Source organism: Polaribacter irgensii 23-P (assembly GCF_000153225.1).
In the GTDB taxonomy this organism is placed as follows: Bacteria; Bacteroidota; Bacteroidia; order Flavobacteriales; family Flavobacteriaceae; genus Polaribacter; species Polaribacter irgensii.
In genome coordinates this window covers 1672660-1692457 of record NZ_CH724148.1, presented here as the reverse complement: position 1 = coordinate 1692457, position 19798 = coordinate 1672660, and the positions used below count along the sequence as shown (strand labels likewise).

General features: G+C 33.3%; 13 protein-coding genes and 1 tRNA gene. 5 read left to right on the top strand and 9 right to left on the bottom strand.

Annotated elements, in window-relative coordinates; translation table 11 throughout:
* Positions 1-99: 99 nt before the first annotated feature.
* From PI23P_RS07565 to PI23P_RS07555, 3 genes are all read right to left on the bottom strand, one after another.
* Positions 100-513, bottom strand: a complete 414-nt coding sequence (locus PI23P_RS07565; RefSeq protein WP_004570189.1) for a DUF6691 family protein — start codon at positions 511-513, stop codon at positions 100-102.
* Positions 510-1073, bottom strand: a complete 564-nt coding sequence (locus tag PI23P_RS07560; protein WP_004570188.1) for a YeeE/YedE family protein — start codon at positions 1071-1073, stop codon at positions 510-512. The genes PI23P_RS07565 and PI23P_RS07560 overlap by 4 nt, the downstream gene beginning before the upstream one ends.
* Positions 1074-1189: 116 nt before the next feature.
* Positions 1190-2599, bottom strand: coding sequence for an MBL fold metallo-hydrolase (locus PI23P_RS07555; protein ID WP_004570187.1), 1410 nt, complete (start codon positions 2597-2599; stop codon positions 1190-1192).
* A gap of 919 nt (positions 2600-3518) precedes the next feature.
* Between PI23P_RS07555 and PI23P_RS07550 the strand changes: the two genes are divergently transcribed.
* From PI23P_RS07550 to xseB, 4 genes are all read left to right on the top strand, one after another.
* Positions 3519-3953 carry a hypothetical protein gene (locus PI23P_RS07550; protein WP_004570186.1) on the top strand — a complete coding sequence of 145 codons (435 nt, stop codon included), beginning with the start codon at positions 3519-3521 and terminating at the stop codon, positions 3951-3953.
* A gap of 120 nt (positions 3954-4073) precedes the next feature.
* A complete protein-coding gene (locus tag PI23P_RS07545; protein ID WP_004570185.1) occupies positions 4074-4598 on the top strand; it encodes a hypothetical protein in 525 nt (174 codons plus the stop codon).
* Positions 4599-4738: 140 nt separating this feature from the next.
* Positions 4739-6112, top strand: coding sequence for an exodeoxyribonuclease VII large subunit (gene xseA, locus PI23P_RS07540; RefSeq protein ID WP_004570184.1), 1374 nt, complete (start codon positions 4739-4741; stop codon positions 6110-6112).
* Complete coding sequence (xseB, locus tag PI23P_RS07535) at positions 6112-6321, top strand: exodeoxyribonuclease VII small subunit (RefSeq protein ID WP_004570183.1); 210 nt, start codon at positions 6112-6114, stop codon at positions 6319-6321. Before xseA ends, xseB begins: the two co-directional genes overlap by 1 nt.
* A 1237-nt stretch (positions 6322-7558) precedes the next feature.
* Here xseB and PI23P_RS07530 read toward each other — a convergent pair.
* The 4 genes from PI23P_RS07530 to PI23P_RS07510 form a co-directional block, all read right to left on the bottom strand.
* Positions 7559-7942, bottom strand: coding sequence for an acyl-CoA thioesterase (locus PI23P_RS07530; RefSeq protein ID WP_004570181.1), 384 nt, complete (start codon positions 7940-7942; stop codon positions 7559-7561).
* A gap of 816 nt (positions 7943-8758) precedes the next feature.
* Positions 8759-12412 carry an AAA family ATPase gene (locus PI23P_RS07520; protein ID WP_004570179.1) on the bottom strand — a complete coding sequence of 1218 codons (3654 nt, stop codon included), beginning with the start codon at positions 12410-12412 and terminating at the stop codon, positions 8759-8761.
* 12 nt (positions 12413-12424) lie between these two features.
* Positions 12425-13627, bottom strand: coding sequence for an exonuclease SbcCD subunit D C-terminal domain-containing protein (locus tag PI23P_RS07515; protein ID WP_004570178.1), 1203 nt, complete (start codon positions 13625-13627; stop codon positions 12425-12427).
* A gap of 625 nt (positions 13628-14252) precedes the next feature.
* A tRNA-Ser gene (locus PI23P_RS07510) sits at positions 14253-14337 on the bottom strand.
* 244 nt (positions 14338-14581) lie between these two features.
* On the opposite strand from PI23P_RS07510, the gene aroC reads away from it, so the two are divergent.
* Entirely contained in the window at positions 14582-15646 is a 1065-nt protein-coding gene (gene aroC / locus PI23P_RS07505; RefSeq protein ID WP_004570177.1) for a chorismate synthase, read from the top strand.
* 46 nt (positions 15647-15692) lie between these two features.
* Here the strand turns inward: aroC and PI23P_RS07500 are convergent, their stop codons facing one another.
* Positions 15693-16727: a phytase gene (locus tag PI23P_RS07500; protein WP_004570176.1), complete on the bottom strand. Its 1035-nt coding sequence runs from the start codon at positions 16725-16727 to the stop codon at positions 15693-15695.
* A 6-nt stretch (positions 16728-16733) separates the two neighbouring features.
* Entirely contained in the window at positions 16734-19520 is a 2787-nt protein-coding gene (locus PI23P_RS07495; RefSeq protein ID WP_004570175.1) for a TonB-dependent receptor, read from the bottom strand.
* Positions 19521-19798: the final 278 nt, after the last annotated feature.

Genomic DNA, 19798 nt, shown 5'->3' with positions numbered 1-19798 from the left:
ACAACGCTACAAATGCGCTAATTATGGGCTAATTTAAAAACAACTCTTCAAATGATAGCAACCTGAGAACACTGTGGAAATAAAAACGCCTCTTCTTTCTTAATGCGGTACTTTATCTTTTAATACTCCGTATAAATAAGTGCCAAAAACAGCTGCGATCAGCACGATTAAAATGGAGGCAAACCCCACCCCTATTAAAGTAAACATCGGACCGGGACATGCACCTACCAATGCCCAACCCAATCCAAAAATAATACCACCAAATAGATAGCGTCTGATGCCTTTTTCTTTTGGATGAAAGTTTATTTTTTCTCCGTAAAAAGACTTTATATTGAAGTGTTTTATTGCTTGTATTAAAAGCATGCCAATTGCCAATGCAGAACCGATAATTCCGTACATGTGAAATGCTTCAAATTTGAACATTTCGTAGATGCGAAACCAAGAAGCTGCTTCCGATTTAAACATGGTAATTCCAAAGAGGATGCCAATACATAAGTAGATCACTGTTCTCATAATTCAAAAATAAAAGGGAATAAAAAGTGCACCATGGTGAGACCACCAATAAAAAATCCAATAACCGCAACTAAGGAAGGTAGTTGTAAATTACTTAAACCCGAAATTGCATGCCCAGAAGTACATCCACCAGCATATCTCGCTCCAAAACCAACGAGTATACCACCAATAACAAGTATGAAAATATTCTGAATACTAAGCAGTGCACTGTTGTTGAAAAGTTCTGTTGGCAAATAGCTCGTTCCTGCACTTTTAAATCCCATTGCCTGTAAATTGGCAATCGTAGCTGGATTTATAGCCACTGCCATGTCTGTTGTTAGTAGATTTGCACCGATAAAACCGCCAATAATGGCTCCAAATACGACTACTAAATTCCATTTTTGAGATTTCCAGTCGAACTTAAAGAAAGTGACTTTATCTCCAGCACCGCACAAGGTGCAAATCGTTCTTAAATTTGCAGACATTCCAAAACTTTTATCCACCATCAACAGCAAAAACAGTACGAAAGCAATCATCGGGCCAGCGAAATACCATGGCCAAGGTTCATATATCCAATCCATCTTTTTATTTGTTCGGTTGTATTAAATTTTATTTTCTGTTTTAAATATGCCCAACAGCCCTGTCAATACTATAAAAAACTATTTTTCAAACCAAAGTCAACACGATACAAAAGCATTTATAAGGTTGACGGACAGACATACTGAGAAATTTCAATGTCTTCTTTTTTTAAAGCATCAAAACCACCCTGAATGTCTACAAAATTGTGTATTCCCCTACTTTTCAAGATCGATGCTGCAATCATAGATCTATAACCAGCAGCACAGTGCACATAAAAAGTTTCGTGCTCTGGAAATGTTGACAAATGGGCATTTAAATAATCCAAAGGAGTATTCTTTGCTTCGAGCACATGCTCCGATAAAAACTCTCTCCCTTTGCGCACGTCAAAAATAGGCACATCTTCTTTTTCTTTAATTTCTCTAAGTGCATTCGCTGTCATTGAGGCAACCGTGTCATATTCCTTCGCTGCTTTCTTCCATGCATTAAAGCCTCCTTTCAAATATCCTAAGGTTTGATCAAAGCCAACGCGAGACAAGCGCATAATTGTTTCTTCTTCCATGCCTATTTCCGTCACTAATAAGATAGGTTGTTGCACATCTGCTATTAAAGCACCCACCCAAGGCGCAAAACTACCCGCCAAACCGATAAAGATGGATCTTGGAATATGCCCCTTAGCAAATGCGTCTTGATGCCTTACATCTAAAATAATTGCTTCTGTCTCATTTGCAGTCGCTTCAAAAGCGTCTGGAAACAGCGCTTGTGCACTTCTTGCCAATACCTCTTGAAAATCGTCATAACCTTCTTTATTCATTTGAACGTTTAGTGGAAAGTATTGAGGAGGTGGCAATAAACCGTCTGTAACCTCATGTATAAATTCCTCTTTTGTCATGTCTAATCGGAGCGCATAATTTGTAGCTTTCTGGTTTCCTAAAGTATCTATCGTCTCCTTACTTAAATTCTTTCCACAAGAAGAACCTGCACCGTGGGCGGGATACACGATAACATCATCTGCTAACGGCATTACTTTAGTTCGTAAACTATCATATAAAAAACCTGCCAAATCCTTTTCTGTCAATTCCCCAATTTTTTGTGCTAAATCTGGACGTCCTACATCCCCCAAAAACAGGGTATCTCCACTAAAAATAGCATGGTCTTTTCCATTCTTATCTTTCAAGAGATACACTGAGCTTTCCATAGTATGTCCTGGAGTATGTAACACCGTAATAGTGACATCCCCTAACTTAAAAATCTGATTATCTCTTGCAACAATCGCATCAAAACGAGTAACTGCATTGGGACCAAAAATAATGGGAGCCCCTGTTTGTTTTGCCAAAGTTACGTGACCACTGACAAAATCCGCATGGAAATGCGTTTCAAAAATATATTTGATGCTAGCACCAGCCGCTGTTGCCCGATCAATATAAGGCTGTACTTCTCGCAAAGGATCTATAATAGCCACCTCTCCATTACTTTCAATATAATAAGCACCTTGCGCTAAACACCCGGTATATATTTGTTCGATTTTCATTTGTGTTATTTTGAAATATTACAAATTTATAAATTGTTTGGGAACATCGGAAACAAATAAAGCATCTCTTTTTAACAAAAAATAATTGCGCTGCACTTCTAGATTCCCAAAATCTGTAATACATTTTTACAAACGAGAAATAATTGCGCGATGAAAGCTGCAATCGTTGGAAATAAATTCGCAAACATATTGTTGAATAACCTCACCGATCTTCTAAATTACTACCGTAAAAAAATTCACAATCCTTCAAACAACTTTTAAAAGAAAGAAAGAAATAGCAAAGATTGAAAGGATCCTATTTAATCACGAACAAGAAATATCTAATAGCGCTTTCCTCAAACTCTTGCACTTCTCTAAACATTCTTTTAGCTTGTTATCAGTTTGCGAACAAACCCTTTATAACTCAAAATTTGAAAAGGTATTCACATCACACGTGTCGCAACACCTAAAATATTAAAACTTAAGATCACTTTACGCACAGCCAAGTACTTTGAAAGAGCTCACAAAATAGTTTTTCTTTGAAAGAAGAATGCCTTTTTTAAGGGAAGCATCGAAAAATATTTTTTTACTTCATTGACTACATTAAAATCAAAACCCATAGAAACACAGGTGCTATTTTTTAAAGCAACCTTATTTTTTTAGAATAAAGATGTATTGTGTGTTTCGTTTTCATCCTTGTATCAATATCTTTGCAAAGAAGCTTAAAATGAGGGGTACATGAAACCTGAGATGGCATCTTTGAAATGAAAATATTTTTTTTAGCAAGATAAAAATGTATTCTGCTTTTCTTGAATTCATACCTATAAAGCTCAAAAGTGTAAAAATAAATATTTCTGAATTTAGCAGTAGATGCAAATAAAATGCAGATAATTGTTGCTTCTATAGGGTTTAAAAAGATAATTTTATAAAAATAATAACATTGGATTACGCACAACTCCTTTTACAGATTTCCCTTTTAATAGATGTTGGTTTGGTCGTACTTATTTGGCTGGTGCAGCTTATCATATATCCTAGTTTTACCTATTACCAACCAGAAGCTCTTTTCGCCTGGCATCAAAAATATACTACGCGTCTCGCATTTGTTGTCATGCCCTTAATGCTCGGCCAGTTATTGTTAGCAATTGTTGCTGTATTCCATCATTTAAACTTTGTGAATGCCAGCTCCTTAACAATCGTTCTTTTTTTGTGGGTTTTCACATTCGTTTCTTTCGCGCCCATCCACTTTAAGATTTCTGAAGGAAATGCAAATCAAAGTTTACTAAAACTGTTAATTAAAAGAAATTGGTATCGAACTTTCCTCTGGTCTTTTTTATTTATTTTTCGCTTGATAGACTTTATTTACTTATCAGTATAACGGATGCTCATTAGGTGTATCGCCTTCAATTGCTTTTATTAATTTCTGTAAATTTTGGACTGGAAAGTTATTAAAAACAACATTACCTTCTAAAAATCGATTAAAGTTGAATCACCAATTATGCCCAAAAACATCAAACCCCCTAAAAAGAGAATAGAGCATCACGGCAAGAATGTTCGTATTTCTAGAACGGGAGGTATTTCTGCAACGAAAACAATTTCCAAAGGTGGGTATAGCACTACTATAAACACCAACCACGGTGTTCGACTTCATAAAAGATTGTTTAAAGGTGCTAGAATGGGATTTCAACGCGGTAACTTTCAATTTATAGGTAGGTTTAACAGTGGACCTTTTCAGTTCAATATTTCAAAAGGTGGTGTGAGTACCTCAATAAAAAATAACAGAGGTTCTTATAATTTATTCAAACCTCGTTCTTCAAGTTTCAAATTGGGTGGTATTCAAATACGAGGTAAAAACGCAGCGATACTTCAATTAACTTTTTTAGCATTCAGCCTTGTTCTAAATATTTTAAATTTTCTTTGGCATTTTTCAGTTACCATCTTATGGTTGTTTTTTTTATCTGTAAAATGGTTTGTAGATTTTTTAATTGGTTTTTATAAAGGATATAAGACCAAAGAACGTTAACCTGGTGCAACGCCTCACAAACATTTTTTTCTTTCATTTTTTTTGAATCCTTCAAAATATATTATTGTTGGTCATTGCATTTCTTTAAGGTGTAATTCTGTTTTATATTTGCAACTTCATTTAAATCAGTTTAAAGCAAATTGTCAAACCTACCCTCTTATTATTCCTTATCAAAAATACTAAATCGTGTAAAGACGATTATCGATGATAACATAGATGGCAAATATTTTTGGCTTAAAGTAGAAATTATAAATATTAATTTTCACAGGTCTGGCCATACGTATATTGAACTGGCAGAAAACATAAATGGCAAAACTGTTGCAAAATGTAAAGCAATAATTTGGAGTCAAAATATTTCTCAAATTCGTGAAGTACTAGGACAAGATTTTAGCAATATCCTTAAAAAAGGTAACGAAATCTTATGCTACACAAATATTCAATTCGATACCGCTCATGGTTTGAGCCTTTTAATTACAGCTATAAATTTAGAGTTTGCGGTTGGTCAAATCGAAAAGAAACGACAAGAAACTTTAGATAGACTTAAAAAAGAAGGCGTTATTGATTTAAATAAGCAAATTAAAGTACCCTTAGTAATCTCAAGTATAGCCGTTATAGCTTCAGAAAACACTTCTGGATACGAAGATTTTATTAAAAACATTCAAAACAACCATTACAATTACAAATATAATTTAGAAATATTTTCTTCTGCTGTTCAGGGTAATGGAGCTGAATTAGAAATTCTTAGAAAACTTAAAACAATCAATAAGCAAAAATACGATTGTATTGTAATTATTAGGGGCGGTGGTTCTAAGATGGATTTAGATGTTTTTAATTCTTATGAAATATCTAAACAAATCAGCAAAATGCAAAGTGCCGTGTTTTCCGGGATTGGTCACGAAACAGACATCACAGTAATAGATTTTGCCGCCAATCAAGCTTTTAAAACACCTACAGAAGTATCCAATTACATTGTAAACAAATCATACGACTTTGAGCAAAAGATACTGAGCACGTATGCTCTGATTTATGAAAAACAACAAAATTTACTAGAGAGAAAATTCGGGGAATTGGTATTACATACAGAAGGCATTACGCATGCCTCAAATGTTTTTACGCGTCTCAAAAGAGGAACTTTGCATACCCTTATGAATCGTTTAACTGCCAGAATTAGCAATCTCATTAATGAAGAAAACAACACCCTGTTATTAAGCAATCAAGAACAATTACAGCAAAGTAAAAGAATCATTGACAATAAAGAAAGGATCGTAAAAAAACAACTTGAAATGCTGGGATTGCTCGTAGACCATGTAATCAATACTAAAAAAACAGCACTCTCCAATTCTTTAATCCAAATAGCATCCAGTAGTCCGAAAACAATTCTTAAAAAGGGCTTTGCCATACCCCGTGTAAATGGAAATCTTTATAAAGGCGAACCCTTAGAAAAAGACAGCATAATTAAACTAGAATTTCAAGATGCAATAATCATCACAAAATACATAAAACAAGAGAATTAATGGAAAATAAACCGATTTCAAAATTAACGTATGAAGAAGCCTCCAAAGAACTTGAATTAATTTTGGAAAATTTAAGAAATGACGAAGTAAGTATTGATCAACTAGAAAAAGTAGTTACTAGAGCCGCTGCTTTATCTAAATTTTGCCAAGACAAATTAAGAAACACAGAACAGAAAGTACAGGGAATAATTGAAAAACTTGGTTTGTAATGTTCCTCAAAAATTTGGTCTGTTTTAACTAATTTTTTGCACTCCCCGCATAATTTTTTAAGACATCCTATTTACAGCTAAAACCATGAAGATACATTGCTTATTTTATTCCGCTACCATAATTTAAATAAATTGGTAGCATAAAAGAGGGATTACTCCTATTGTGTTTAAAAAGAGAATAGCCTTTTATTGCTTCATATTGGTGCTATTTATAGTGTTTACTTTTTATTTCTGTTTTAACGTTTTCTATTAGAAAGAGATAAACCCGGTAAGATGAAAAATAAAGAAGGAGGACAAAGGAAAGTCCGAATCCAATTTTTACGAATTAATCGCTGTAAGATATTTTGACTTGTATTTTTTTCAGAGATTTTAAAATGGAATGGTGCAAAACAAACAAAGGTAAGAGACCATAAAAATAGCACAAGAAGCAAGGAGCAGGTATGCAACATATTGAATGCACAAAAAATAGCAACAACTGCCAGAATTAATTGACTGCGCATTCAAAGGATTACTACAAATGCAAGACGGCTAGTATATTTCTGATGCCATTTAAATAAGTTCTCAGGTTGGTAATACGTAAAACTTGGATATATGATAAGTTGCACCAACCAAATAAGGACCACTAAACCGGCATCGATTAAAAATAAAATTTGTAATATGAGTGCCGTATAATCGAAAGCTCCTCTATTTTAGTGAAGTTTAATTTTTAAAACTACCTTTTAGTAACTCAATGTTGGTAAAAGTAATATTCATAATATATCAAGGATTTTTGAAAGTTTCAAAATAGATTTTATGCTACAAAAAACACCCCGAATTCTAAATACCTTCTTTTTACCTCAAGAAAGCCTCGCACCAATCGACTCCGAAAACGCGTCGATACAAGTATGAAAATTAAACACCCAAAGGCTGTTTATTTCGATCCTAAATTAGAGTTAATACACCGAAAAATGTACATACCAATTTTTAAAGGATGGTTTTTTTTTGTTGTTAGGAAAACGAGATAAATACAACGTAAAGATTTTATGTGTGCAATTTTAAAGCAAAATTCATCAGCAAAATGCAACGCACGATAGAAGTTTATAATAGTTGATTAGAATCTATACGTGTGGCTTTTAAAATAAAAGTATATTCCCACGCTGCAATTCCATCTTAAAAGAAGCATTGTAAGCAATGTCAGTGTATCGATTTTAAAACAGCGCTACCCTTCACGGATAGCGCTGTTCTTAGGAAATATTTGTTAAAGTATTTTTATTGGTATTTTATTTTCGTCGATAGCCACGAAAGTAAATTCTCCCGAAACTGCCTTTTCTCTAAATTCGGAGTACATTTCTTCTACAAAAATATCTACTCTAACTTTTAAACTTGTATTTCCAACGTAAGTAACATATCCCACTAGTTCGATGATGGTTCCTGCTGGAATCGGTTTCTTAAAATCAATTTTATCGCTACTTACGGTAACCATGCGTTGCCGACTAAATCTTGTTGCAGTTACAAATGCAGTTTCGTCCATTAAAAGCATCGCCGTTCCACCAAATAAGGTGTCATAGTGATTTGTAGTGTTTGGAAATACTGCTTTAAAGATCGTCGTTTTTGATATTTCAATTCTTTTCTCTCGATTCATATTTTTTTTCTATTGCTAAAAAGTAAATTTTATTTTGCTATTCATTCCTATTAATTTCATTTAATAAGCTCAACTTGATTTATTTTTCTTGTGATTCATCCTAATTTTTACATTTAGTTTTTAATCATTTCGCTTATTGTTCAGCATCCTTTTTATTTTTTCAAAATACTGATTTCCGTACAAAAGAATAAGTTTTTATAAACTGCACCTGCTACAGATTATCTTATTTTTTCTGTAAAATAGTCATGAATTCAAACAATTTTTCGTGACGCAGCGAGTCCTCTTAAAAAGGTCTGAACGATTTCTTAAAAGTACGACCTATTTCTCTTTTTTAGACAATGTTTGATCATTTTAAAAATACGTGCTATTATTTTAATTTTTAAGAATTTTTAGATCCTATTATTGAAAATTATTTCCAAAAATGCGCAGCCTAAATTTTGCTTTTTGCACTTTAATAAAAAGCTTTTTCTACGGTAATCTTGATAACGAAAAAAATACGTTTAAATAAAGAACCTCCTCCTTTTAGAAAGAATAATTTTGAGCGCACGCTATTTTTTAAACGTAAAAAGCACCGCACTTTGGGCCCTTTTAAAATATTCTGTGCGTTGGTCTCTGCGATTCGAATTTCTTTGAATAGCAGCAAGAATTTTACCCTTTTGAAACAGGTACTTGTAAAAAGAGTGTTTCAATCTATGACTTTATATGTACTGTTTTTTTGAGTGAAGGGAGTATGTTAAATATTGCTTTTCGTTATTAAGGAGTTTTTATATAGTATTTAGTGGAGTTTAGAAATAATAGTTCAATGCCCTTATTTTTCTATTGGATTTCAACAACACTAATTCCGTTGCTTTTTTTTGTAATTTGTATTTGCGTAGGAATGCGTTCTTTCAAATTTTCTACGTGGGATATTATTCCAATCATTTTTCCTTGTGACTGTAAAGTTTCTAGCGTAGAAATTACAGTTTCTAAGGTGTTGCTATCTAAAGTTCCAAAACCTTCATCAATAAAAAGAGAATCAATTTTTACGTTTTTACTCGCTAAATCAGAGAGTCCTAAAGCCAAAGCTAAACTGATGATAAATTTTTCACCACCACTTGAAGTGTCAACCAATCTCGCTTGGTCCGTTTGATAATGGTCAATTAAATTAAAATTAAGTTCTTCTTTAGGTTTATAAGTAGCCTCTATTTTTAATGAGTATCGCTTATTTAATTTGAATAAATGCACATTCGCAAGATCTAGTAAATGTTTTAAAGTTAAACGTTGCACATACACATTAAAAGCATCTTTAGAGTTTCCTATAATTTTAAATAATTCTTTCCAAACATTATATATTACTGCTTGCGCATCGATTTTTTTATAAATTTCTTGATTTCGATCTTTTATTTCTTGATCTTTTCTAAAGGCCTCCGCTATTTCACCTCTTTGGGTCAAAAAGTCTTTATTTGTGAGTTTCAGTTCCTCTAAAATTAGCTTGCTTTCCACTTCTAATATTTCAAAGTTTTTAGATTTATTTAATGCCTCTATTGCGTTTGAATTTGCTTCTTTTAGCGTTTTTAGTTTAAGTAGACTTTCTTTTATTCGCTCTTTATTTTGAGTATAAGTTTGCTTAATATCTTTTGGTAATAAGGCGTTTTCAATATCTTTTCGGTAATTAAAATCACTGTTTTTAAGAGCCACATTGAGAGATAATTGTAACGTATTCCATCCATCTTTTAAATCTTTTAGCTCTTTGCTATTTTCAACTTTTAAAGCTTCTTTTTCCCTTTTAGCGTCTAATAATTTTTGCTGATCTTTTTTGCTTACTTCCACTTTCTCAAGTAATTGTTTGCTTACTAATTGTAAGCTTGCTCTTTTCATTGCTACAGTAAGATCAAGAGGTAAAATGGCCACACGTTCAGTGCTCAATTGATGAATTTTAGTTTCACATGTAAGAATCTCTGCTCCACAAGTAGTTCGATCCTTCGCATTTGTGGCTAGTAAATTCTCAATATTTTGAAGTGTATTATTGTAAACCTTAACTTCTGATAAAAGCACATTTACATTATGTTGCATCTTATTGAATTTAAGTATCGCCGCCTCTATGGTTTCAATAAATCGAGTTGTGTTCTCAATTAAAGGTACTTTATAATTAAATTTAGATAATTTTATTTTTAATTCATTTTCTAAAACAACGCAGATGTTGGTTAAATTATCTACCGATTTTTGTTTGCCCGTAATTTCAGCTGTTGCATTTTTAATCGTTTCTTTAAGAGTAGCATCTTTGGTTTGCAAATTGCTCAGAAGCTGATTTTGTCCCTTATAATTCTCCGATAATTGATCTTTGTCAGTTTGTAATTTTTGTGCAGATGCTATGCCAACTTCGAGTGCCTTTAATTTCTCAGAAGACGCTTTTATCTCAATATCAATCTTGGCTGAATTGGTTAATTCACATTCAATATTTAATTGTTTTACTTTTGATAGCACTTCCTTTAAATCTTCGGCTAGCGCATTTATTTGCTGAGTTAGGCTCTCAATATTTGTAGAAAATTGAGTCTCTTTCTTATACAATTCTGTTTTTAAATCGTTCAAACTTTTTAACTGAACTCTTCGGCTGTTTAATTCTTGCTGCGCTTTTGATACCCCAATTGATAGTAGGTTTTTTGTAAATGGATGCTCGGTAGAACCGCACAAACCACAGGGTTTTCCTTTCATTAAGTTTTGACGATCCTCTTCATATTTAGAAATACTTTTTTCCAAATCTAAAATTTTTTCAGCATCAGTAACAGCAACTTCTTGCGTAATGATTTGTTTTTTGACCTCTTCAATTTGTTTCTCTAACTCGGTTAAATCAGCTGCAAATACTTTCTTTAGGTTCGATTTTCTTTCAATTTCTTTTTCCTCTTTCGTTATTTCTTCTGAAAAGTTTTTAAATTGTTTCCAGTTCGTTTCAGCGAAAATTAATGTCTTTTCTTTTGCTAATAAATCGGCAAGATTATTTTTAGATAATTGCTCATTAATAGCAAAGAGCTCTTTCTCAATTTTATCGATTGATACTGTTTTTTTTATGAGCAGCTCGTTGTTCTTCGTTAGTTCTGCGGAAGTGTTTTCTGTTTTCTTGTTTTTCTGAATAATAAATAAAGCATATTCATTCAACGTTTCTTTATTTCCTTTTAGGGTTGTTAAACCTGTTGTCCAATTTGAAATTTCTGAATCAACCTCTTTTAAAAATTTATTTTGATTTATAAATGTTTCATCAACCTCAATATTTGTCTTTGCACTGGTTAAATCCCTAGATACCTTTTCTTCTTCTTGCTGCAATGCTTTGCCTTGCAACATTAATTCTTCTAACCTCTCTTTTAATTTTTGTTTTTGCTCAGCTTCATTCCTTAAAACACCGTCTAGCCTTGTAATTAAATCAAATTTAGGCAACCAAGCTTCAAAGTTTTTTCCTGCGTTGTCTAGTTCAATTGCGTGTCTGTTAGAAAGTGTCGTCACGTGTTCAATCTTAGGTTTAAAAACAGTTAACACATCCTCTAGCGCTTTTAATTGATGCGTCTTTTCAGTACTATTTTTTTCATTTCTATTAAAATCCTGAATAAGCTCTTGGAAGGGTTCTGCTTTTTCGTTTAAATCTAATAATTGAAATTCAGTCTTATGGTTTTCAATTTGTATATTTATTTCTTTTGAATTTTGTGTAAACTTTTCAGATGCGCTCGTGAGTTCCTGTGACTTGAGATACCAATTCACAATAAGTTGGATAGATTCTATTTCTTTTTCTGCTTTTTCAACTTGAATATCGAGCTCTTTATCTTTTTGAATTAATTCAATTTTTCTCTCTGCTATTAAAATATCATCAGAATTAATTTTGGATCGCATCTCTTCCAATTTGCTACTTTCAGCTGCCTTTCTATCTAAAATACCTTGACCAATTTTCTTGTAAATCTCTTCTCCAGTAATTTGCTCTAACAACCTTCCTTTGTCGGGTCCTTTAGCCGTTAAAAAAGAAGCAAAATCCCCTTGAGCCAACATTACAGATCGTAAAAACTGATTGTAATCTAATTGAGTCACTTTTTCAACTTCTTCAATATATTTTCTTTTTTGATCCGCTAGCGTTTTCCCTGAAGATACATTTTTCAAACTTACTTTTTCGATCGGATTCTTTAAGGATACACCTGTTTTATTTGCCAAACGCATACCCCAAAATCCCTCATAAATAACTTCATTATTCTCAAAGGTAACGCAACAAAACGCCTCATCAGCACCAAAACTAATAACATCTAATAGTGTTCCTTTTGAACTCTTAAAGCGCGGCACACTGTGGTATAATGCAATTGTTATCGCATCTAAAATAGTCGTTTTTCCAGCACCTGTAGCCCCCGTAATAGCAAACAACCCAACATCTTTAAAATGGTTATTTTCAAAATCAATAACAATAGGAGTATCAGATTTTAATGAATTTATATTTTGCAATTCTATTTTTAAAATTTTCATTTTTCGCTACTTTTATTGACTTTTAACGGATTGTAAAATTTCATTGAAAGCATCCCAAATTTTTGGTTGTTCTTCTAAATCAAAGCCCATTTCTTTACATTTTAATCTAAAGACTTCTGTGGGTACCAATTCTTTGATAGATTTCGCATTTTCCAAAAGCTCTTCAATCCCTTTCGTTTTCCGTTGATTTTTAAAGGAAGTTTTTAATATTTCAAATGAGTGATTTTTGGCCATTTCTTTTAAAGAATCTGTATTTACGGAGCGGTCCTCATTCAATACAATTTCTACCCAGGGTGTTAATTGATACAAATTAGAAATAATATTAGGGAATTGATCTGTACATTCAACTACCGTTCCTGTTAGCCTGTAAAACTCTCTGAAACAAGGAATAACACCCTCTTTAATCGTAGTAATTGTGTTATTTTCTATCGTTAAAATAATGACCTTCTTATCATAATCAATTTCACTAAAACTTAATATATTTGGCGATCCAGAATATCTAACTTTAGCATTTCCTCCAATTATTTGGGGTCTGTGCAGATGACCTAAAGCGATATAATCAAAATAAGTTGGAAAATCCTCAGCGCCAATATGACCCAAAGTACCAACATAAATATTTTGTTCACTATCAGAAACAGAGCCACCAGTGGCAAATAAATGACCCATCGCAATAACAGGTGCTTTGCTTGTATTTATTTTTTCACATTGCTTTGCGGATGCATGATAATGATTGATTAATGCCGTTTTATACTTATCTGTTAATTCGTCAAAGGATTCTCCAGCTACTGCGCGCCTAATGTCGCCGTCACGTAAGTAAGGAACGGCGCCAACAATCACCTTCTCTCCAAGTACTTCAATTTCAAAAACTTCATCTTCAATTTTCTCAGTAGCTTTACCAACTACCTTTATAGACAACGCATCTAATAGCTGCTTGGGTGCATTTAAAGTTCCTGGAGAATCATGGTTACCACCGGTAATAACAACAGATTTACAAGTTGTTGCTTTTAACTGTACCAAAAAGTTGTAATACATTCCTAAACTTTGATGAGAAGGTGTGCCAGTATCAAATATATCTCCCGAAATTAAGAGCACATCAATATTATTTTCGATAATGTAACTTTCGATCCAACTTAAAAACAAAGTTTGTTCCTCTAACTGAGAATGTTCCAGCAATCGATGTCCTAAATGCCAATCGGCAGTATGAAGTATTTTCATTTCGTTTATTTTAAAAGTAATCTTTACGTGCAAAATTTTTTGAAATCAGTACAAATATAAAGATGACTATTTTTTTACTATAAACTGAATTAAGTGCAGGTTTTATACGGTACTATTTTATGGTATTTTAATCGACTATTAAGGTCCCTGAGTACAAGTAAAACTACAATCTGCTTTTGATTATAATTAGTTTAATTTTTAATTTTGACGTCAGGTGTTTTCTGTTTTTTTTTTCAAATGTACACACTTATATGGCTAGAATACCTTCTTGTGAGTTGAAATAAATAGTTGCTTTTGCAAAAGTTCGTTCCACAATACCGCTACAAATACCCCAATACCTCGCTTTCTATTCTTTGAATAGGTGCAGCAATAGAATAGTATTTTAGGATATTTTTTGGAAAACTATTATAATTATTTTACAACTATGAAAGAGCTGAAAAAGGGATAAAAAAGGGATAAAAAACAATTTAGAATTAATTTACTGTTGAGGTTACTCGGTTGTGAAAATATTTAAAGCGGCAACTTCGTTGATAGTTTTAAAACTTTTCATTCTATGATTTAAAAACACAAACGAGTTTGTTTTTTTAAAATAAGAAACCCACAACAATGTTGTGGGTTTCTGTTGCGGAGAAAGAGGGATTCGAACCCCCGGACCTGTTACAGTCAACAGTTTTCAAGACTGCCGCATTCGACCGCTCTGCCATTTCTCCAGAAGTCGTATCAGGTATGTCCTGATTGCGGGTGCAAATATAGAAAGGTTTTCTATTCTAAAAAACAAAAAAGTGATTATTTTTTTTTGTTTTTTGAATATAATTTAGAATCACAAGTATATTTCTATAAATCAAGATTTTACCAAGCGTAAAAAAATATGGAAATCAGTATATAAAAGAGATAATTAGAAATTACTTTTATTGACTTTAGTATCTTTGTATCTTATTTAAAAGCAAAAAAATCATGTCCTTTAATTCTTTTGGAAATTTATTAAAAGTAACCACCTATGGTGAATCTCACGGAACTGCTATTGGCGGTGTTATCGACGGTTTTCCTGCAGGTCTAAAAGTAGATTTTGAAGCAATTCAAGAAGAATTAAACAGACGCAAACCCGGACAGTCAAAGATTGTCACACAGCGCAAAGAACCCGATACAGTTGAATTCCTTTCGGGGCTTTTTGAAGGAAAAACTACTGGAACCTCTATTGGCTTTGTCATTAGAAATACCAATCAGAAATCAAAAGATTACAACAACAATACCAACGTATACAGACCATCCCATGCCGATTTTACCTACGACCAAAAATATGGTTTTAGAGATTTTCGAGGCGGCGGTAGAAGTTCTGCACGTGAGACTGCCAATTGGGTTGTTGCAGGTGCTTTGGCAAAACAATTGATCTCGTCGATTCAAATAAATGCATTCACCTCTTCTGTTGGCGAAATTTCTCTTGATATCCCCTACCAAGAGTTAGATTTTACGAAAACTGAAAGTAATATTGTAAGATGCCCAGACGATGCGTCTGCAGAAAGAATGATTACTAAAATAAAAGAAATCAGAAAAGCTGGAGATACGATTGGAGGTATCATCACTTGTGTTGCCCAAAATGTTCCTGTTGGCCTAGGAGAGCCTATTTTTCATAAATTGCATGCCGAATTAGGGAAGGCAATGCTGTCGATTAATGCAGTAAAAGGATTTGAATTTGGCAGTGGATTTAGTGGTTCAAAAATGAAAGGATCTGAACACAATGACGTTTTTAACGCTGATGGCTCAACACAATCAAATCTCTCTGGAGGAATCCAAGGGGGTATTAGCAACGGCATGGATATTTACTTTAAAGTTGCCTTCAAACCAGTTGCTACCATTATGAGCTCGCAGCAAACAATAAACTCTGAAAATGAACTGACAGAGATCACCGGAAAAGGAAGGCATGATCCTTGTGTTGTTCCTAGAGCGGTGCCAATTATAGAAGCAATGACTGCGCTGGTTTTAGCTGATTATTGGCTCTTGAATAAAACAAGGAAAATTTAAAATTAAAAAAGCGAAACCAACAAGTTTCGCTTTTTTTAAATACAAGTTATTTCAATACTTTATCTAAATCATAGAAGTAAAAATTTTTCTCTTCATTCATCGCTACAAACAAACCGCTTTTAAATTTTTCGTTCAAAGGAATTGTTACCACTTCGCACCCATCAGTTCCTAAAGTTGATAAATTCACTGCATTTATAAATTTATTTGTTGTCCTATCAAACACATTAAATTGACCTCTTTGCTGATCTGATACAATAAGATAACCAGCATTATCGTCAAATTTAGCAATCGCAATACCTTCAATATCGTTCTTAAAATATTCCGCTCCAAAACAACTAATTTCTTTATTTCCTTTTGAAGGTTCTGCATAGTATTTTCGAATACCGTGCCCCTCATCCGCATAATAGATAAAACCCATCTCCGCATCCACAGCAATCGCTTCTATTTCCTTTTTACCGCTAAAATCACCAAACTTTCGCACCAATTTAGCTTGAATACCGTTGGCTTCTCTCACCAATTTATATTGATACAAATAGCCTTGTTTTGGTCCAGATTTTCTACTAATAATTGCATAAAAACTAGTATCTATCGGTGATTTATAGATAGCAATTCCCATAGGAAGTTTATTTTCTGAGTTTTCTTCATCCTCAAAAACTTTAAAGCCACCAGCATCGATAGGTTTCATCTCTGGAACAGAAAATATGCGCAGCTGCATTTTTTCTCTTTCTGTAAACACAAGTATATCTGTAGTTGTGGTATCATTCATTTGAAAACCATAGGCTACATCTACATTGTTAGGTCTTTTAATATTTCTAATCGTCTTATCTTCGAGAACCTTACCTTCCAAATTAAAAGCGTAGATAGCGCCATTTGTTTCCTTGTCTGTTCCAAAAACAATACTTTGTGAGCGGTCTGTTGGATGCACCCAAATTGCAGGATCATCAGTATCATTCAATGTGCTTTCTGTAATTATATCTGGTTTAATGAGCGCAATTGTGTTTCTCACCTCACAATAAAATAATGTAAAAACAGCAAGGATATACATACTTTTCTGTGCTTTGTTTTTAAATTTAAAAATCATAATTAGTTATCTTTTAAATAAATCATATTTTAAACCGAAAGTGATTCTTCTTCCATAATATTCCAATTGCGCTGTTCTATTGCGAACCCCTTGGAAATAACGCAAAGGTTGATTTGTAATATTATTAATATCTGCGTACACTCTCAAATTCTTGTTGATGGTATACCCCGCATTAAAATCTAGGAAAAATTGTTTGTCATAATAACTGTCTTCAAATGAGTTTCCTCCAATTTCATCCACATAAGAATCTGAAAAATTAGCAGAAAGTCTTGCATTTAAACGCTTATCTGCATATCCTAAAGAAGCATTGAACATATTTGGTGTTGTATTTGGCAAATCTAAGTCTGTTCTTTCTTCTCCATCTTCATTCCGAATTCCGCTCGCATCCGAAGTTAAATACGTGTAGTTTGCATACAAACTAAAGTTCTTTAAAACCCCAGGTAAAAAATCTAACTTTTTTTGCAATGCTACTTCTACACCAAAAATTGACGCTTTGTCACCGTTTAAAGGTTGAAATACTTCAAATCCTGTAGTCTCAGGACCAAATGTATCTGCCGTCGTTTCCGATTGAAAAGTGTACACAAAATCATTGATATTCTTATAGAACAGACCTCCAGAAAGGATTCCTACATTACTAAAGTAAGTTTCTGCCATTACATCGAAATTCATTGAAGTTGTTGGTGCTAAATCAGGATTTCCTGTAAAGACTTCTTCATCACTAGCAACTATATCTAGCGTAGGTGTGATGTCCGCATAGTTTGGCCTAGCCAAAGTATTTGTCCAAGCAAATCGCAATACAGTGTTCTTAGAGGCATCATATTTAAAATGAACACCAGGCATTATGTTAGCATAGGAGCTTTTTTTTGTTAATGTGCCCGCTAGTGTGTCTTCATCTAAGATATTATTTCCAGTTGATGTTAAGTTTGTCTGCTCAAACCTCAACCCTACTAGCACACTTAACTGCTCTGAAAGTTTTTGATTCGTCATAAGATACGCAGCCCAAACATTTTCTTCCACATTATAATTTGCTCTTAGAAATTCGTCATCTACGGTATCTCCGTCAGTTAAACTTAAACTTCCTAACCAGGCTTCACTTGCAAAAACCCCGGACTCGTATTGACTTCCTGCTAAATAATCAGAATCACTATAATCTTTATTTGGAGCAGAAGCTAGCGTTGGGAATGCACTTTCTAAATCAAATTCAAAAAAATTATTATCTCTTAACTTTGTTTTGAAGCGACCTCGTGCACCGAACTTTACAAAACCTTCACCATATCCAAAGAAATCTGAAGGGAGCTCGAAATTGATAAATGCATTTACATCTTCCTCTTTTGTATATTTATTTTCCTCCGTTATCTCTCCAAATTCGAAATTTGATAGATTTGAAAAATCAGCAGAATTTACGGGCGTAAATAATGGGAGTCTAGCGTCTGAAATATCGTTGTTAATCTGATATTCCGATTTAAATTCTGCATAGCGCTCATTTAACCTTTCTTCAGAGGCTTTGGCAAATGAAGACATCCAATCAATTTTTAAGTTCCCTAAAATATGATTCCCTCCAAAACTATAATTTTGCATTTTTTGATCCTCCAAACGCGTATTCCTATTTCTGTTATTATCCAAACCTCCTTTAGTTTGTCTTTTTATTTCAACAGGAAATCTTGTTGGCGTATTGTCTGTGATTGTAAAGTCGCCAATGCCAATGTCTTCAGCGTCTAAAATTTCTTGCTCAAATCGATATCTATTCTCACGATCGTCTCTCCAATTGTACATCGTTTTTAAATAGATATTGTTATTTTCGTTCACTTGAAAATCAAAATTTGCAGAAAAACTTCTTCGAACTCTTTGCACTAAATACGTTCTTTGCTCAAAGACATTGGTATACGGATTCACAGCTACACCCACTTCATCTCTGCCGTCATTATAAGAAAATTCATCTGACCATTCTGCTTCTATATTGTCAGAGCCAAAATCATTGTCATTTGCAGATGCAGCAAGCATCCAACCGAATTTTCCGTTGTTAGACCGATTTCCCAATAAAAAAGAACCATTTAAAATCCTTTTATTTGTTATTGTGTTGACACCAGAACCTAGGGTAGATGACAATCTAAAACCTTGTGGTGCTGTTCTTGTAATTAAATTTACAGATCCTCCTAAAGCATCTGCGTCCATATCAGGCGTTACCGCCTTGTTTACTTGTATCGACTGAATCATATCTGCAGGAATTAAATCCATCTGTATATTTCTGTTATCGCCTTCAGCAGAAGGAATTCTACTTCCGTTTAAAGTTACCGAATTCAATTGAGGAGACAATCCTCTGATAATAATATTTCTTGCCTCACCTTGATCTATCTGCATCGTGATTCCTGGGATTCTCTTTACAGCATCCCCAATATTTGCGTCAGGAAATTTACCAATTTGATCTGTAGACACTACATTGGTAATATTTAAATTGTTTTTTTGAATATTTAATGCTTTGGACTGGCCACTTAAACTATAAGCCGTTATTTCAATACCTTCCAATGCAATACCTCCAGATTTTAATTCAAATTTCGTGGTTGTAGTTTCGTTTTCTTGCACCAAAACGTCTTTTTTAAGATCATCATATCCTAAATAAGAAATTCTTACGGTATGCTTTCCTACTGGCACTGATAAAATAATAAACGAACCGTCAAATTTAGAGATATCTCCTTTTCGCAAACCATCAATAGAAACACTTGCTCCAGGAACAGAAATACCATTACCATCAGCTATTAACCCACTTATATTTCCTGTTTGCGCAGATGTGTTCATACTTGTGAACGACATGCATATCGTTACACACAAAAACTGTAAAAAATTAAATTGTTTCATTTTAAATACTCAGTTTGGTTAATACAACCCCAAAAGTATTTATAACAGGAGGTTGTAATCGTTAACTAAATAAAAACAAAAAGCTAATTTTCACATCAATCGGAGCTGATATTAACGTTTAGTTAAAATTATATTTACACTAATAAAAACTGCGCTTCAACTAAAATTAATTGCAGTCTAAAAAAGAGTGAATACTTCAATATATTAAAATCAAAAAA

What these genes read in the sequence shown, in the direction of transcription:
- PI23P_RS07565 (WP_004570189.1), bottom strand. Translation starts at nt 513, where the DNA reads ATGAGAACAGTGATCTACTTATGTATTGGCATCCTCTTTGGAATTACC.
- PI23P_RS07560 (WP_004570188.1), bottom strand. Translation starts at nt 1,073, where the DNA reads ATGGATTGGATATATGAACCTTGGCCATGGTATTTCGCTGGCCCGATG.
- PI23P_RS07555 (WP_004570187.1), bottom strand. Translation starts at nt 2,599, where the DNA reads ATGAAAATCGAACAAATATATACCGGGTGTTTAGCGCAAGGTGCTTAT.
- PI23P_RS07545 (WP_004570185.1), top strand. Translation starts at nt 4,074, where the DNA reads ATGCCCAAAAACATCAAACCCCCTAAAAAGAGAATAGAGCATCACGGC.
- xseB (WP_004570183.1), top strand. Translation starts at nt 6,112, where the DNA reads ATGGAAAATAAACCGATTTCAAAATTAACGTATGAAGAAGCCTCCAAA.
- PI23P_RS07530 (WP_004570181.1), bottom strand. Translation starts at nt 7,942, where the DNA reads ATGAATCGAGAGAAAAGAATTGAAATATCAAAAACGACGATCTTTAAA.
- PI23P_RS07520 (WP_004570179.1), bottom strand. Translation starts at nt 12,412, where the DNA reads ATGAAAATTTTAAAAATAGAATTGCAAAATATAAATTCATTAAAATCT.
- PI23P_RS07515 (WP_004570178.1), bottom strand. Translation starts at nt 13,627, where the DNA reads ATGAAAATACTTCATACTGCCGATTGGCATTTAGGACATCGATTGCTG.
- aroC (WP_004570177.1), top strand. Translation starts at nt 14,582, where the DNA reads ATGTCCTTTAATTCTTTTGGAAATTTATTAAAAGTAACCACCTATGGT.
- PI23P_RS07500 (WP_004570176.1), bottom strand. Translation starts at nt 16,727, where the DNA reads ATGATTTTTAAATTTAAAAACAAAGCACAGAAAAGTATGTATATCCTT.
- PI23P_RS07495 (WP_004570175.1), bottom strand. Translation starts at nt 19,520, where the DNA reads ATGAACACATCTGCGCAAACAGGAAATATAAGTGGGTTAATAGCTGAT.